General features: G+C 35.5%; 13 protein-coding genes. 11 read left to right on the forward strand and 2 right to left on the reverse strand.

The genetic code is table 11. From position 1 onward, the window contains the following. Positions 1-15: 15 nt before the first annotated feature. Both ACQY44_RS11795 and ACQY44_RS11800 read right to left on the reverse strand, forming a co-directional pair. Positions 16-555 carry a 3-hydroxyanthranilate 3,4-dioxygenase gene (locus ACQY44_RS11795; RefSeq protein ID WP_428230547.1) on the reverse strand — a complete coding sequence of 180 codons (540 nt, stop codon included), beginning with the start codon at positions 553-555 and terminating at the stop codon, positions 16-18. Positions 556-687: 132 nt separating this feature from the next. Next, positions 688-1,791 carry an endonuclease/exonuclease/phosphatase family protein gene (locus tag ACQY44_RS11800; RefSeq protein WP_428230548.1) on the reverse strand — a complete coding sequence of 368 codons (1,104 nt, stop codon included), beginning with the start codon at positions 1,789-1,791 and terminating at the stop codon, positions 688-690. 136 nt (positions 1,792-1,927) lie between these two features. Here ACQY44_RS11800 and ACQY44_RS11805 point away from each other — a divergent pair, with 136 nt between their 5' ends. From ACQY44_RS11805 to ACQY44_RS11855, 11 genes are all read left to right on the forward strand, one after another. Beyond that, a complete protein-coding gene (locus ACQY44_RS11805; protein ID WP_428230549.1) occupies positions 1,928-3,001 on the forward strand; it encodes a serine hydrolase domain-containing protein in 1,074 nt (357 codons plus the stop codon). A gap of 161 nt (positions 3,002-3,162) precedes the next feature. Further along, positions 3,163-4,062: a S66 peptidase family protein gene (locus tag ACQY44_RS11810; protein ID WP_428230550.1), complete on the forward strand. Its 900-nt coding sequence runs from the start codon at positions 3,163-3,165 to the stop codon at positions 4,060-4,062. Between the two features lie 149 nt (positions 4,063-4,211). Next, complete coding sequence (locus ACQY44_RS11815; protein WP_428230551.1) at positions 4,212-4,571, forward strand: YraN family protein; 360 nt, start codon at positions 4,212-4,214, stop codon at positions 4,569-4,571. Between the two features lie 120 nt (positions 4,572-4,691). After that, positions 4,692-5,348, forward strand: a complete 657-nt coding sequence (locus ACQY44_RS11820; RefSeq protein WP_008466087.1) for a hypothetical protein — start codon at positions 4,692-4,694, stop codon at positions 5,346-5,348. A gap of 397 nt (positions 5,349-5,745) precedes the next feature. After that, a complete protein-coding gene (locus ACQY44_RS11825) occupies positions 5,746-6,309 on the forward strand; it encodes an RNA polymerase sigma factor (RefSeq protein ID WP_428230552.1) in 564 nt (187 codons plus the stop codon). Between the two features lie 355 nt (positions 6,310-6,664). Next, positions 6,665-7,843: a FecR family protein gene (locus ACQY44_RS11830; RefSeq protein WP_428230553.1), complete on the forward strand. Its 1,179-nt coding sequence runs from the start codon at positions 6,665-6,667 to the stop codon at positions 7,841-7,843. Between the two features lie 190 nt (positions 7,844-8,033). Beyond that, positions 8,034-11,246 carry a TonB-dependent receptor gene (locus ACQY44_RS11835; RefSeq protein WP_428230554.1) on the forward strand — a complete coding sequence of 1,071 codons (3,213 nt, stop codon included), beginning with the start codon at positions 8,034-8,036 and terminating at the stop codon, positions 11,244-11,246. An 8-nt stretch (positions 11,247-11,254) separates the two neighbouring features. Next, positions 11,255-12,763, forward strand: coding sequence for a RagB/SusD family nutrient uptake outer membrane protein (locus ACQY44_RS11840; RefSeq protein WP_428230555.1), 1,509 nt, complete (start codon positions 11,255-11,257; stop codon positions 12,761-12,763). 12 nt (positions 12,764-12,775) lie between these two features. Next, positions 12,776-13,882: a SusE domain-containing protein gene (locus tag ACQY44_RS11845; RefSeq protein ID WP_428230556.1), complete on the forward strand. Its 1,107-nt coding sequence runs from the start codon at positions 12,776-12,778 to the stop codon at positions 13,880-13,882. A 116-nt stretch (positions 13,883-13,998) separates the two neighbouring features. Then, positions 13,999-15,378 (forward strand): alpha-amylase family glycosyl hydrolase, encoded by a 1,380-nt coding sequence (locus ACQY44_RS11850; RefSeq protein WP_428230557.1) that lies wholly within the window; start codon positions 13,999-14,001, stop codon positions 15,376-15,378. A 49-nt stretch (positions 15,379-15,427) separates the two neighbouring features. Next, positions 15,428-17,605 carry a glycoside hydrolase family 97 protein gene (locus ACQY44_RS11855; RefSeq protein WP_428230558.1) on the forward strand — a complete coding sequence of 726 codons (2,178 nt, stop codon included), beginning with the start codon at positions 15,428-15,430 and terminating at the stop codon, positions 17,603-17,605. Positions 17,606-17,653 lie beyond the last annotated feature (48 nt).

Genomic DNA, 17,653 nt, shown 5'->3' on the forward strand with positions numbered 1-17,653 from the left:
CGCTGATTCAATTTATTACTTCTTCGCTACAAATCTAGGATCAGACTCCATTACCGTACCACAATTATCGCAGGTCCTTAGTTCTTCTGAATTATAGAAATGCTCGAAATGTGGCAAGAAATCTTTCTCAATATTGTGCAGTTCAAAAAATACTTCATAAAGTTTGTGATTACAATTATCACAGTGCCAGAGTAATCCGTCAGTATATCCTTTTCCTGCACGTTTGCGCTCGATTACTAAACCTATAGAACCCTCTGAACGAACTGGAGAATGCGGAATTTTAGCCGGATGAAGATACATATCACCTGCATTAAGTTCCATTTCTTTACGTTCACCATCTTCTTGAATGACCACTTTTATACTTCCTTCGAGTTGATAGAAAAGCTCTTCTGTTTCGTTGTAATGATAGTCTTTTCGGGCGTTTGGCCCCGCTACAATCATGACGATATAATCGCCGGAATCTACATAAAGGTTTTTATTTCCAACTGGCGGTTTTAGTAAATGACGGTTTTCGTCGATCCATTTAGTAAGATTGAAAGGTTTTGCTATTGACATGGTTTGTGATACTGGGTTTCTATGAAGCTAAGTTAGTAAAAAGTTTTCTTGTAGAGGCGCCAGCAGTGCGTCTTAGTTGCTTTTTATGAACTCTGGTCAGACGCATTGCTGTGCGTCTCTACATGTTCGCCTCTACAATTGCTTTTCTTTTATTAAATAAATATAAACCGGAAAATGATCGCTAAAACCAACTTCGGTTAAACTGTGCCGTAACGGATATCCTTTATATGGCCCCGAAGTTGTAATTAGAAAAGGTCTGTTGAAGATCCCGGCTTTCCAGAATTTAAAGGTAGAGAAATCAGGTTTTATAAGAGATTCCGTTATTATAATCTGGTCGAAAATATCCCAGGAATCACGAAACGCAATTGTTCCCATGCCTTTATGTGCCATTTCTTCAAATGGATTAAAAACTCCGAATTCCGGAACTTCACTTTTTTTTGCCTTTGCTCCCAATGCTACTTTTACACTTCGGTTAAACGGACCATCGTTTAAATCTCCCATCGTAATTACTTTTGCATTCGGATTGATTTGCTGCAATGAATCGATAATTCTTCTGTTTAAATTTCCCGCCAATTCCCGAAATGGGCTACTCTTTTTTTCTCCTCCAGATCTTGATGGCCAGTGATTAACAATAATGTGTATCTCTTCATCTTCGAGAAAACCTGTAATCAAAAGCTGATCTCTTGTAAAAATACGATTGTTATTTTCTGTTTTTATTTCGACGTCATCATCTACTTCTTCCTTCTTTTCCTCTTTTGCAATTGCATTATTTTTATAAATGTATAAAGGGATATTAGAGTAAGAAGTTGGTCTAAAATATTTCTTTTGATACAGTAACGCGACATCGATTCCGCGTTTGTCAGGAGAATCAAAATGAATAATTCCATAATCAAGATTGAGAAGTTTAGGTTGTTTGATTAAATCTTCCAAAACGCCACGGTTTTCAATTTCAGAACCTCCAATTAAAGTTGGTGCATTCGGATTTTCGGGAGTTCCTATTTCAGACAAAACCCTGGAAAGATTTTTTAATTTCTGCTCGTATTTTTCTTTTGTCCAATGCTGCACTCCATCCGGAGTCCACTCATCATCATGTGTTGTGGGATCGTTTATGGTATCGAAAAGATTTTCGAAATTATAAAATGTAACGGTATGAATTGTATATTTCTTTGACTGTGCCTGCACAATCGAAAGAGAAAAAACAGCAATAAAACAAACCTGAAATTTAATAGCTCGCACGACCTGAATATTTTAAAAAGTTCAATTTAAGCAAATAATTTTATTTGTAAGAATTTTACAATTATATTGTTTGGTTTTACCTTTTTTTATTTCAAATTGTCTTGTAACTTGCCGACTTAATCTCCCTATTCAAAAAATGAAAAAAAATCTTTTATTCTTTATTTTATTTACAATTTTCAGTTCTTCTTATGCTCAAAAAAACGCTGCTTTTGTAGATAGTGTCAGGGTAAAACATCATATTCCCGAGCTTGCCTACGCTGTGGTTTCATCTGATGCTATACTTGAGATTCGGGCTTTGGGAAATCAAAGAATCAATACTAATTTTAAGGCAAATCTTTCAGACAGATTTCGTTTAGGTTCTATTACCAAAACGATAACAAGTTATATTGCTACGGTTTTAGTTAAAGAAGGAAAAATAAAATGGGATACTAAGTTTTTTGATTTATTCCCTGAACTAAAATCAAAAAGTGATCCTGCTACTTACAATTTTACTTTACAGGATTTTTTGACTTTTCGTGCTAATATCAATACCTGGTCATACGGAAATGACACCCCAACTCAGGAAGAAATTAAAGGAAATAATCAACAGCAACGCTATGAGTTTATTGCCTGGTTTTTGCAACAAAAGCCTGTTTTAGAGAAAGAGGAAATTTATTGGTCAAATCCCGCCTATGTCGCAGCAGGACTTATGCTCGAAAAAGCAACAGGCAAAAGCTATGAAACTTTAGTAAAGGAATTAGGGGCTAAATTAAAAATTGATTTTGATTTTGGGCAACCCAATTTCAAAGATGTCAATCAGCCATGGGGACATGATGAAAATTTAAAACCGGAAGCCCCGGCATCAAACTACAAACTAAACTGGCTTTCGTCTGCAGGAAATATAAATGTGAGTTTGCCTGATTATTGTAAATTTACACAAATGCAATTGCAGGGTTTATTAGGCAAATCGAAAATATTAAGTGCTCAGGATTTTGACAAAATGCATTACGGACTGCCTGAATTTTCTTTTGGATGGAATTCAGAAATCAAAGAAAGTAATCAATTAAAATATTCATTTCATAACGGAAATCCGGGAACTTTTTTAACCAAAGTGTATCTTTGTAAATCCATCAATAAAGCTTTTATTCTTTTTGCCAATGTACAATCTGAAGAAGCTGACAAAGGATTAATTTTAATTTTAGAAGAATTAGAAAAGAAATATGGCGGTTAATCGTTTAACCAAAACCCAAGTTAAAAATAATTTATAATTTTAAGCAAAAAGAAACCATGATCATGAGCCAGGTCCAATACTTAAAGAAACACTTTGCGTGTTGTAAATTCATATTTCTTATTTTTGCTTTGCATTCATTCACTTGTCAATCACAACAAAATATGATAACACCACCTTATTTACAAAAAGGAGATACGGTCGCAATTGTAGCAACTGCCAGAAAAAACATCGACGATAACCTTAAACCTACCATAGATTTATTGCACAGCTGGGGTCTGGAAGCTGTTGTTGGAACCACAATTGGACTTGATTATAACCAACTTGCCGGAACCGATGAGCAACGCGCTGCAGATTTTCAGCACCAATTAGACAATCCAAATATTAAAGCAATCTGGTGTGTTCGTGGCGGATACGGAACGGTAAGAATGATTGATCTATTAGACTTTACAAAATTCAAACAACACCCAAAATGGGTTATTGGCTTTAGTGATGTTACCGTTTTGCACAATCATTTAAACACAATGGGCTATAAATCGATTCATGGTGTAATGCCGGTAACAATTCCGCGCGCTACTCCGGCTGCAATCAGCTCAATGAAATCGAGTTTGTTTGGTGAGCCGTTATCCTATTCTGTAGCTCCGGACAAAATGAATCGTTTTGGTAAAGCGACCGGTGAATTGGTTGGAGGAAATTTATCTATTCTATACAGTTTGCTAGGTTCACCATCGGCCATTGATTGCAAGGATAAAATTTTATTTATCGAAGATCTGGATGAATATTTATATCATATCGATCGAATGATGATGAATTTGAGACGTAATGGATGTATTGAAAACCTTAAAGGAATTATTGTTGGCGGAATGACCAAAATGAAAGACAACGAAGTGCCCTGGGGGAAAAACGCAGTTGAGATCGTAGACGATGTTACTAAAAAATATAATATTCCGGTAATCTTTAATTTTCCGGCAGGACATATTCAGGACAACAGGGCTTTGATAATGGGAAATACCATTTCTATTGATGTCAATTCATCAGGAAGCACGGTTTCTTTTCAAAAATAACATTACAATGCCCTAAAGCATAGGGAGAATTTCAAATACCACAAAAAATCTCGCAAAGACGCAAAGTCGCAAAGCAATTTCAATCAGGCTTTACGACTTTGCGTCTTTGCATGCACAAAAAAATCATAACTAATAACTCATAACTTAAAATGGCGGAACATAATGATTTAGGAAAAAGAGGCGAAGAACTTGCTGTGGAATTTCTTCAGAAAGACGGTTACACCATTTTAGAACGAAATTGGACTTTTCAGAAGGCTGAAATTGATATTATTGCGCAAAAAGAATCTATTTTGGCCATCATTGAAGTAAAGACCAGATCGAGTTTAGATTTTGGCTCTCCCCAAGATTTTGTTAAACCTAAAAAAATTCAGCTTCTTGTAAAAGCAGTAAATGCCTACATAAACGATAGGGAAATAGATTTTGATGTAAGATTTGACATCATTGCCATTCATAAAAATAGCGAATCATTTGCAATTGAACACCTTACGGATGCTTTTTATCATTTTTAACATAATTTTACATTGTTATATTTGTAACAAATTGTTTTTTTATTTATATTTGCCAAAATTTATAACATCCCCTATTAACTAAACCAACACAATCAAGTTACAAAAAAAAGAAAAAAAGCTATGAAAACCGTTTCTTCAATCGTCGAAAATTACATCAAAACAAAACCCTTTTTATTAAATGCGTTATCGCTTGGCATCATCAACCTGACGTCGCTCTCCCGGAACATTATGACCGAACTGGAAAGTGAATTTGGGAAAGAAGTAAAACAAGGCGCTGTTGTAATGTCGTTGAAGCGACTCACGGAAGAATTAGATTTTAAACTGAACCACAAAATTAATAAAGTAATCAAGAATATTGGTGAAATCACAGTTCGATCTGAATTGACAGATTACACTTTTGCAGCTTCAGAAACTGTTTTAAACAAACAAGCTGACTTAATCTCTGATATTAATGCTTTATCTGATATTTTTTATACCTCATCTCGTGGTGTAAATGAAACTAACATCGTGGTTAGCAGCAGTGTAAATCATTTAGTTGAAAAGCATTTTATGCGTGAAAAACTAATTCAGAAATTAGATAATCTGGCTTCAATTACGGTAAAATTGCCAAAAGAAAACATAGTAGTTCCTGGTATTTATTACTTCATTTTTCAACGTTTGGCCTGGGAAGGAATTATCATAAATGAAGTAATTTCTACTTCAAATGAGTTTACTATTTTAGTTGGAGAAGATCAGGTTGATGTTGCTTTTAAAGTAATTAAAGACTTGAAAAACTAATTCATTTTAACTTACAAAGAATCAATTATCGATTCTTCATTATAACATCCTTTTATCATTTCTGCAAAGAAAGGTAAAAGGATGTTTTTTTATATTTTCAATTATAAAATTATCCTTCGCCACAATTCAAAATAAGAATATTCTCAAAAAAACAACAGCATAATGATTTATTTATAAAATATAAGTTAAAAAAACACCGACTTGACAAAGAGCCACTTACCAAGGCCTATGGTATTATCCTGCATAAATTTTATTAAAAAACATAGAATTAAGTTTTTTTTAATAATATTTGTTGCGAATAATATTTTTATATATTTGCTAATCAGTCAGGAAATCAGAGTACCAATTTTGATAGTATCATAATATAATTAGATTTAAATACAGACTAATTAAATTAATGTTAGAAGCAAACAACCATAGCGAAAAATTATTGGTGAGTGAACTCAAAAACGGCAACGAAAAAGCATTTCGTACACTTTTTGATTTATATTACCAGAACATCTACGGTTATAGCATCAGTTTATTAAAATCAAAAGAAGCCGCAGAAGAAAATGTTCAGGATGTTTTTATGAAAGTTTGGCAACATCGTGAAAACTTAAATCTCGAACAATCTTTTAAAGCTTATATTTTTACCATTGCCCGAAATCAGGCATTTAACTTTTTGAATAAGGCTGCCAATGATGCGTTGCTGAAAGAGGAAATTTTTTACGAAAGTCAGAAATCTCATGAATATGGCGATTATTCGATTCGGGAAGCCGATTGCAAAAAACTTCGAAAGGAGGCTATGAGCCAATTGCCCCCCAAACGAAAACAGATTTTTAAGATGTCCCGAAAGAAGGGTATGAGTTATGAAGAAATCAGCCAGGAACTCGGCATCTCTATCAATACAGTCCGGAATCAAATGAGCAAAGCATTAGAATCGATGCGGGTCTTTTTTCAGGTTCATGACGAGATTATCTAAACCAAAAAACCACATTAACCATTAAAATCACTCTTCCCGGGTGATTTTTTTTTGGCTTAACCACAAAGATCGCCAGGATTTACGCAAGGCTCGCAAAGTAATATACTCATTTAAAACTTTCAAATTTTGAAAACTTTGCGAACCTTGCGGTTAAATCACACAGTTTGTGACTCTCTATGTTTGATTTCTCTAAAAAATTAAAAATATTTTTAATTAAATCACCTCAACAAAATCAATACTTCACAAGTTTTTTCTTTCTATCAAAATGTTAAAATTAAAAAATTTACAACGTTTGAGTAGTACTCAACTTGTTTTCAACTGTATTATATAAAACCCAGCCCTAAATCAATTCGTGATGAATTCAAATTCTGAAATGCAACGTCTTTTACAAAAGTTTGTTTTGAACCAATGTACACCCGAGGAAACAAACGAGGTAATTGCCTATTATAAAAAAAATAACCTTACGGATGATTTCCCTTCGGTAGAAGACATTGAAAATCTTCTGACCGAAATGCCAAAAATGGATCAGCAAACCGCAAACTCTATTTTTGCGTCTATTTTGGCAACTTCACAAGAAAATGAAACTGTAATAGAAATTGTACCCCAAAAATCAAATTTCAGAAAATACATTTCAATTGCTGCTTCTGTTGTTGTTTTATTAGGAATTGGTCTTGCTTATCAAAAAGGAGCCTTCTCAACTAAAACGGAACCTAAATTTGACTTTAAAAGCTCTGATATTGTCTTGCAATTAGAAGATGGAAAAGTTCAGATCATATCTGAGAATAATAAAGTTGAAGTAAGAGATGCTGATGGAAATATCGTTGGGAATCAAGACGGAGATAAAATCGTTTACGACAACAATTCTGATTTGGAGAAAGTAACTTATAATACTCTCAAAATTCCTTACGGCAAAAAATTCAGATTAGAATTATCAGACGGAACATTGGTTCACTTAAATTCAGGAACGACTTTAAAATATCCTGTAAAATTTATAGCTGGAGAAAACAGACAGGTTTTTCTGGATGGTGAAGCTTTTTTTGATGTTGCAAAAGACGCAAAGCATCCTTTTATTGTAAATGCTGATGCCTTGAATGTACGTGTTCTGGGGACTCATTTTAATGTTTCTAATTATCCTGAAGATGCTGTAACCGATGTTGTTTTAGTCGAAGGATCTGTTGGAATGTATCGCTCAAACGAAGAATTTGATGCCAATAAAAATACAATTCTGAAACCTGGTTACAAAGGAAGCTTTGACAGAGAAAGTGCGATGATTTCTACTAAACCTGTTATTACTGATATCTACACTTCGTGGATCAATGGCGGATTGACTTTTAGAAATATGACTTTCAGAAATATTATTACAAAACTGGAAAGACGCTATAACGTTACTATTATAAACAAAAACGAAAAACTGGCAAACGAAAAATTCAATGCAAGTTTTAAAGAAGAATCTATAGAAAATGTGATGAGCTATTTTAATGACATTCATGGCATTAATTACACCATAAAAAACAATCAAATACTAATTAAATAACCACTAAAAACATGACCCATTATGAAGAACTAAAATTACAGGAATAAAAAAATCGGAAAGAGCTGCGAACAATTTCCGATTTACTAAGTGATTGAATATAACGAATTAACTACAATCAATTAACAAAATTATGAAAAAAAAATCAAAGAATACTGGGTTTTTATACCGAGTGTTCCAAAATGACCTAAAATTGAAATTAACTACACTACTTATTTTGGTCGCCATGTTTAATATTAGAGGGAATACTTATGCTCAAAAAACAAAAGTAACCCTTGAATTAAACAATTCAACAATCGAAAAGGTTATTGAGACCATAGAACAAAAAACGGATTTCAGGTTTATTTATAAATTAAATGACATCGACTTAGATCGAACAATTTCTATTTCGGTAAAAGACCAAGCCATTAATATTGTTTTAGATAAGCTTTTTAAAGGAACTTTAACTGAATTTAAAATTCGGGACACCCAGATCATCCTAAAAAAGCCGGAACTAAAAACACAAAATGTTCAATATCAAAAACAAACCGTATCCGGAATCATTACTGATGAAAATGGCTTGCCTTTACCGGGAGCTTCTGTTACTGAAGAAGGAACAAGAAACGGAATGGTAACTGATTTTGACGGAAAATACAAACTTACTGTAGAAAGTAGTACTTCTGTAATTATTGTATCCTTTGTTGGATATAAAGAGAAAAAAGTTGTTGCCAGCCAAAGCGTTATCAATATTCAGCTCGTTCCTGATGCCACAGACTTACAGGAAATAGTGGTTGTAGGATATGGTTCTACTGTCAGAAAAGATGTTACCGGAGCGGTTTCTTCAATCGCTGCAAAAGACATGAACCAGGGCGCTATTGTAAACCCATTACAATTGATTTCAGGAAAAGCTGCGGGTGTAAACATTACTCAAATTGGTAGCGAACCGGGTTCAGGACCAAGCGTTCGTATTCGTGGTATTTCTTCTTTAATTGGAGGAAATGACCCTTTGGTAGTCGTAGATGGAATTCAGGGAAACATGGATTTATTAAATCAGGTTCCGCCAAGTGAAATTGAAAGTATTGATGTTCTTAAAGATGCTTCGGCTACGGCTGTTTATGGTTCAAGAGGAGCGCCTGGTGTAATCATTGTAACGACTAAAAAGAACAAAGCCGGAAAATCTACTATGGAATATATAGGGTCTACTTCTATCGATTTTATTCCAAAAAAACTGGATATGTTAGATGCTAACCAATGGTGGGCAACCGCTCAAAGTGTTGGTGTTCCTGCTTCTGCAAATCACGGTTCAAACACAGATTGGTATGGTCTTTTGACGCAAACCGGAATCACACAAACGCATACCTTGTCATTTGGTGGAGGAACTGATAAATTCAATTACAGAGCTTCTATAACCGCTATTTTGCAAGATGGAGTTGTAATTAATTCCAGCAATCAAAAATATATCGGTCGCATTCAGGCCACGCAATTGGCTCTTGATGACAAATTAAAATTGACTTTTAATTTAAATACCGGAGTAAATAATGTAACCAGCAGCATTGGAGAAGTAGGAACGGTTTCTTATAAATCAAACCTTATCACCAATTCATTATTGGCAAGACCAACAGATCCTGTTTTTAATACCGACGGAAAATATTATACGGATCCAACTGTATTTCAATATTTAAATCCTTATGCGGTAGCTGAGACTGCAACGAATGAAACTCAAAATGATAATTTATTTGGAAGTTTAAAAGCAGATTTAGACCTGGGTAAAGGTTTTTCTGCAAACTGGTTTGGAAGCTGGAGAAAAACCAATAAAACTATTGGCTATTTTATGCCTGCAGCATCAACAGATGCTCTTGCAGTAGATCAGAAAGGTTATGCTAATATCAAAAATGAAAGACAAAACGAGAAATTAACTAACATAAGTCTTACTTATAAAAAAACCTTTGGTATACATAGTTTTAATGCATTAGCATTGTACGAATGGCAGAGCCAGACTTATCAGGGTAATTATGCTCAGACCAGAGGTTTTATAAACGATAATACTACTTATAATGCACTTCAGTTTGGTGATTTCTCTAAGGTACAGTCTAACGATATTTCTTCTTATAAAAATGACAGAACTTTAGTTTCGTATTTAGGAAGATTAAACTACTCTTTGTTAGACCGTTATTTACTTACAGCAAGTATCAGACGAGATGGTTCATCTGTATTTGGAGCCAACAACAAATGGGGAAATTTCCCGTCAGCTTCTGTTGCATGGCAAATTAACAAAGAATCATTCATGGCCACACAGACTTTGTTTAATGAACTAAAATTACGTGTTGGATATGGAGAAACCGGTAATCAACAAGGTCTTTATCCACAAACCTCATTATCATTGGTGGGTAGTGCAGGAACTACTTATTTTGGAGGAATGCCTATCACCAATTTCAACATTACCCAAAATGCAAATGCTGATTTGAAATGGGAAACCAAAAAACAAACCAATATTGGTCTTGATTTTGCTCTTCTAGACAACAGAGTAAGAGGTAGTGTAGATGTTTATGATTCTAAAACCGAAAATTTATTATTTGATTACACAGTACCTCAACCCCCTTATCCTTATAATCAAATAAAAGCCAACGTAGGAAGTATTTCAAACAAAGGTTTAGAGATTGCTCTTGCCTATGATGTTATTAAAACGGATAACAGCACACTTACACTAGCCGGAAATGTGTCTTTTATGAAAAATGAAGTACTTAATTTAAGCGGCAGTATTAATGGTATCCCATTAAACACTGATTATGTTGGTTGGGGAGCAGCAAACTCCTATCTAGTACAAGGAAAACCAGTTGGTGCCTTTTACATTTTAGAACATACAGGTGTAAATGACAATGGCGTTGAAACGGTAAAAGATCGTGACGGAAACGGTATTATTGATCAGGGCGTAAAAAGTCCGGATCGTTATTATGCAGGTTCTGCTTTACCTACTTACACCTTTGCCTTCAATCCGTCTTACAGATACAAAAATTTTGATGCTTCGATGTTAGTAAGAGGTTCAGGAGGCAATAAAATCTACAACGCATTGAATCAAAACTTAAGTATGCTGGAAAACACTGGTAAATCAAACATTTTAGAAAGTGCTGTTGATAAAGGAATTCACTCTTCTCCCTATGGATCTGATCTCTGGCTAGAAGACGGTTCATTTATTCGTTTAGAAAATGTTACTGCAGGATATACATTCCGTTTTACAGATAAATATGTAGACTCTATCCGACTTTCTCTTACAGGAAACAATTTATTGCTGATTACTGATTACACTGGTCTTGATCCTGAATTGAATATTAGCGGAAGTGGTAAAACTGAAGACAACTTTGGTGGTGACAGAGGAATTTATCCCCGTACCAGAAGTGTTGCATTTGGTCTGACTGTAAAATTTAAATAGTAAAAGAGATGAAAATTAAAAATATAATAATAGCAGGAAGCGTTTGTTTCCTAGCCCTTTTTGGATGTACAGATATCAGCGAAAATGTGTACGACAAATATCCGGCCGACGAATTTTATGGTACACCTGAAGGAGCTAATATTGCCCTTGCAAGCGTTTATGCCGAAATTCCTGGTGACTTTCAACGTAACAATATACCGGGTGTTGGTTATGCCGGAGCTGATAATGGTTGGTACGACATGAACTGTATGTCATCTGACGAACAAGTGATTCCGCATAGAAATACCGGAGACTGGCAACAAGATTTTGCCCGTTTACACAAACACGAATGGTTGCCAACTGATTTTATCATTAATAATACATGGAACTGGTTATACAAATCCGTTTTCAATGCGAATTTAGCTGTTCAGTTATTAGAAAAATCAAATGCCGAAGCTTCAAAAATTGCTGAAGCCAAAGTATTACGTGCTTTCTTTTATTATTTATTGATTGATGATTTTGGTGATGTTCCATTTTTTACTGATAACAATATTACAGTAGATAAAATTCCGCAATCAAGCCGTAAAGAAGTATACAGTTTTATTGTAAAAGAATTAACTGAAAACGTAGAATTACTTTCCGGAACAAGAGGAGGAAATTATTACGGAAGATTCAATAAGTGGGCTGGTTATACCTTATTAGCAAAAGTGTATCTGAATGCTCAGGTATATACCGGAGAAGCGAAATGGAACGAATGTTTAGCAGCTTGTAACAAAGTGAGCGAAGGTGGTTTTGCACTACATTCCGGAGCAGCAAATGCTTCCAGTCCGTTAGGAAATAAATATTATGAATTATTTGGAGATGTACTTCCTGATGATGAAACCATTTTACCTATTTATGCCACTCTTGATATCGTTTCCCGTAATATTTATGCCGTTCGTAGCGTATACGGTCCGCATGGTACCGCTTTATTTGGAATGGCGGGTTGGAATGGTACAATTGTGCCTAAAGATTTCTTCCTGAAATATGATACAAATGATATTCGCAGAAAACAGTTTTTATTTGGCGAACAATCAGGAGGTTTTAATTATACACTGGATGTTGCTTCTTTAGACAATCCGGGAGCAGCTCCTCAAGCAGGAGTTCGTAATGTTAAATTTTATCCGGCGGGAGCAAAAAGTGGCGGAGGAGCTTCAAATGACTTTCCAATTTTCAGATATGCTGACGTGATTTTAATGATAGCAGAGTGTAATGCCCGTTTAGGAAATCCAGGTGCTGCAAAACCTTTCATAGACCAAATCAGACAACGTGCCGGTTTAGACGCATTGGCTGCTAACCCAACTCTTGATGATATTTATAACGAAAGAGGATTCGAACTCAACTGGGAAGGTCACAGAAGACAAGATATGATTCGTTTTGATAAATTTTTATTGGCAAACGAATTCAGACCTGTATCTCCTGCTTACCGAAAGTTGTTCCCAATTCCAACCTCTGCTTTAGATGCTAACAAAGGACTAAAACAAAATCCGGGTTATTAAAACAAAACTATCATGACAAAATATATCCATAAATTATTCCTCTTAGGGAGCGTGCTTTTTTTAAGTGCTTCCTGTGACAGTGAAGCCGAATTAACGACTTTAAAAACCGTAAATTTCCCTTCTGCAATTGAAGTTTCTTCCAGTACATTGGTACTAACCGAAGATTCTGCTGATGACAATGTTTTACTTGTTTCCTGGCCAGAAGTAACATTTCCTATTGATGCGCCGGTTACGTATGCCGTACAATTTGATTTAATTGGTGACACCAGCGGAGCTAATGCCTGGCAAAAAGCCACAAGAATTGTAGTTGGCGAAGATGTTTTAAGCAAAGCATTTATTGGTCTCGATTTAAATAAAATTGCAACAGACTTAGGACTTCTTCCTGGTGTTGCCGGAAAATTAGTAGTTCGTGTAGAGGCTGCTATGGATCGAAAAATCTATTCTGCGCCTATTACTTTAACGGTTACACCTTATGAAAAAAGCGTTGTATTTGGCGAAATTTATATGCCGGGATTCTATCAGGGAGAATTTAATGTTGGGACTGCCGCAGCTTTAACCGCTATTTCAAAAGGTATTTATCAGGGTTATGTTACCCTTACTCCTGGCAATGGCACTGATTTTAAATTAAACACAGCCAGAAACTGGGATCAATACTACGGAGCCGGAGCAACAAACAATGATTTAAAAGATATGAGTGAGCCTAATTTTCATCTGCCGGGAGAAGGTTCTTATCAGATCAAAGTAAATTTAAACACTTTAAAATGGAGTGCTACTCCTTATGCCTGGGGAATTGTAGGTTCATCAACTCATGCACCAACACCTGAAGATAAAGATTACGGATGGAATCACTCTATTCCGATGTCATACAACCATGAAACGAAAACATGGAAAGTTACTGCCAACTTATTAGCAGGAGCTTTAAAATTCAGATTAAATGATAAATGGGATGTAAATTACGGTCCTGCAGATCCTTCAACAAACACTATTAATAAAGATAATGGTGGTGCTTATGACATTGGAGAACCAGGAACTTACGAAATAACCTTTACTATAAACGAAATAGATCCGGCAACTTCAGGTTACCCTGCAACTGCGACTTGTACTATCGTTAAAAAATAATCTAAAACTACAATACAGTTTAGATTAGTTGGAGTGATACCTGCCTTTTTTGAGCGAAAGGCAGGTTATCTATAACACTCAATAAAAGCCTTTGGCACTATTAAATTCAAAAAACTATGAAATCAAATATAAATATCGTCTATACTTTAATACTTGCAGTAGCATTTATTTCGTGTAGTTCATCAGATAGCGATTCTACTCCGGCCTCTCCTTATACACAATACGGAACCGCATTCGAAAAAATGCCTAAAAAAGAAGACGCTATAATTTATCAGGTCAATATTCGTGCTTTTAGTGCCGCAGGAACCTTAAAAGGTGTTCAGGACAGGTTGACCCAAATTCAGGAACTGGGTGCCAATGTTATTTATTTAATGCCCATTTATCCTGTTGGAAAAGTAAAAGCTTCCGGAGAATTAGGGTCTCCTTATGCTGTACAGGATTACAAAGCTGTAAATCCGGATTTCGGGACTTTACAAGATCTTCAGGTTTTGGTTGAAGAAGCACACAAAAAAAACATGGCTGTAGTGCTGGACTGGGTTGCCAATCATACTGCCTGGGACAATACCTGGATTACACAACATTCAAACTGGTATCAAAAAGATGCAACCGGAGCTATTATTATCCCCCCGGGAACCAATTATAATGATGTAGCGCAATTAGATTTCAATAATACCGAAATGAAGGCGGCTATGATCGATGCCATGTCATATTGGGTTTATAATGCGAACATTGATGGTTTTAGATGTGATTATGCCGATTTTGTACCCCAAAATTTTTGGTCAGAAGCCATTACGAAATTAAGAAGTATCAAAAAAAATCAAACTATTTTAATGTTAGCCGAAGGATCTCGAGTGAATCATTTCGCTGCTGGTTTTGACTATACTTTTGGATTCAATTTTTTCAGCACATTAGAAAAAGTTTTTAAAGAAAGTAAGCCTGCCACTACCCTTCAGGATTCTAATGCTACCGAATATGCAAACAATTATAACGAAGAAAACAGAATTGTAAGATATACCAGCAATCACGACGTAAACCTTTCAGACGGAACACCATTAGAACTTTTTGGCGGTAAAAAAGGATCTGTTGCTACTTTTGTTGTAGCGGCTTATTTAAAATCGGTTCCAATGATCTATAACGGACAAGAAGTTGGGTACGATAAAAGAATCAATTATTTCGCAAAAACCCCAATCGACTGGTCTGTTGCTGATGATGCTATGTTAGCCGAATACAAAAAAATAATTGCTTTTAGAAATACGAGCAATGCTGTAAAAAGAGGAACTTATACCGGATATAGCAGTGATGCTGTAAGTGCCTTTACTATGGTAAAAGATACCGAAAAAGTTCTCGTGCTTTCTAATTTAACGAATAGTACCGTAAAATATCTTGTGGTGCCAGCTTTAAAAACGACATGGAAAGATGCTTTTACCGGAACTTCCGTAATCCTTGGCAGCGAAATTACCTTACTTCCTTTTCAGTATTTAATATTGAAAAACTAATACCTACGCAACTTTAAAATCAAATTAGATTTGCAAAAAACTAAATAACATGAATTTTCAATCCCAAAAATCACTGCTTCATATTTGTAGCAAAAAAGTAGCGTTGTTTCTTTTTATTTGTGTCAATTCCTTATGGATTCAGGCACAGGAAATAACTTCACCTGATAAAAATCTTTCTTTAAAATTTGAACTAAAAGAAGGCGGAATTCCGTCTTACCAATTATCATATAAACAAAAAGTAGTTATAAAACCAAGTTCTTTGGGTTTAGAACTTCAAAATTTGCCTTCGTTTTTGGATGGTTTTACCGTTACAAATACAGCACAATCCTCAGTTGATGAAAATTGGAATCCGGTTTTAGGTGAAGAAAAAACAATTCGCAACCATTACAACGAATTGGTTGTCACTTTGGCGCAAGCGAAAAACAACAACAGATACATTCGCATTCGTTTCCGTTTATTCAATGACGGATTAGGTTTTAGATATGAATTTCCAAAGCAAAATGATTTGAATTATTTTGTAATAAAAGAAGAACGTTCTGAATTTAATCTGGCTGGAAATCATAAAATTTTCTGGATTCCGGGAGATTATGATACCAATGAATATGCCTACACGACTTCGAAAATTTCTGAAGTTCCTTCGTTGATGAAAAAAGCCACTATCGAAATCAATTCGCAATGGCCAATCAAAGAATTATCGGTACAAACACCCTCCATGATGAAATCTGATGACGGTTTATACATCAACATTCACGAAGCAGGTTTAATCAATTATCCGGCCATGTATCTTGAGGTTGATGCCGTAAATTATAAAATGCGCAGTCATTTAGCCCCTGATGCCGTGGGTGCAAAAGGATATATTCAGACCGATGCACAATCACCCTGGAGAACCATTGTGGTAAGCGACAAAGCAACAGATATTTTGGCCTCAAAATTAATCCTGAACCTCAACGAACCAACAAGTTATAAAGATGTTTCGTGGATCAAACCGGTAAAATTCATCGGGATTTGGTGGGAATATTTTGTGGCAGGAAGAAGTACCTGGGCTTTCGGAAAAGAAAACAACGTAAAACTGACAGACGATTTTACCAAACTGACGCCAAACGGAAAACACGGAGCCACAACTGAACGCGCAAAAGAATATATCGATTTTGCTTCAAAAAATGGTTTCGATGCGATCCTGATCGAAGGTTGGAACATTGGTTGGGAAGACTGGATCAACAACTGGAAAGAGGAAGTTTTTGATTACACAACCGCGTATCCGGATTTTGATGTAAAAGCAGTTCATGCATATGCGGCTTCAAAAGGAGTGAAAATTATCATGCACCACGAAACTTCAGGATCAGCAACCAATTATGAGCGTCGTTTAGATCGTGCCTTTCAGTTTATGAATGACAACGGTTATGATGCTGTAAAAACAGGTTATGTAGGTAAAATTATTCCACGTGGCGAACACCATGACGGACAATGGATGGTCAATCATTACATCAACGTAGCCAAACGTGCTGCCGATTATAAAATCATGATTGATAGTCACGAAGCGGTTCGACCAACAGGTTTAAACAGAACGTTCCCAAACTGGATTGCACAAGAATCTGCTCGCGGAACTGAGTTTGAATCTATGGGAGGATTAGCTCCGGATCACACCACGATTTTACCTTTTACACGTTTAATGGGAGGCCCAATGGATTATACTCCGGGAATTTTCCAAACTGACCTTTCGTATTACGGAACAGGAAGTACACAACGTGTGAATACAACATTGGTAAAACAATTGGCTTATTATGTTACGATGTACAGTCCGTTGCAAATGGCTGCTGATATTCCGGGGAATTATGAGCGTTTTCCGGATGCATTTCAGTTCATCAAAGATGTTGCTGTAGATTGGGATAACAGTTATATACTTGAAGCTGAACCAGGAGATTATATCACGATTGCCCGTAAAGCAAAAGGAAAAAACGAATGGTTTATTGGAGGAATTACCGACGAAAACGCAAGAACTGCCAACATTACATTTGATTACTTACCTGCCGGAAAAAACTTCATCGCTACGATTTATGCTGATGCAAAAGAAGCCAACTGGAACAAAAACCCGCAAAAATATACCGTGACTAAAGTTGTTGTAACCTCAAAAACAAATTTAAAACAGTATTTAGCTCCGGGTGGTGGCGTTGCGATTAGCATCAAAGAAGGAAATGTTACAGAATTAAAGGGATTGAAAAAGTTATAGATTACCAGGGTTTTGCCACAAATTTTACGAATTCCACGAATTAAAGCT

It is taken from the genome of Flavobacterium sp. (assembly GCF_965277525.1).
Classification (GTDB): Bacteria; Bacteroidota; Bacteroidia; order Flavobacteriales; family Flavobacteriaceae; genus Flavobacterium.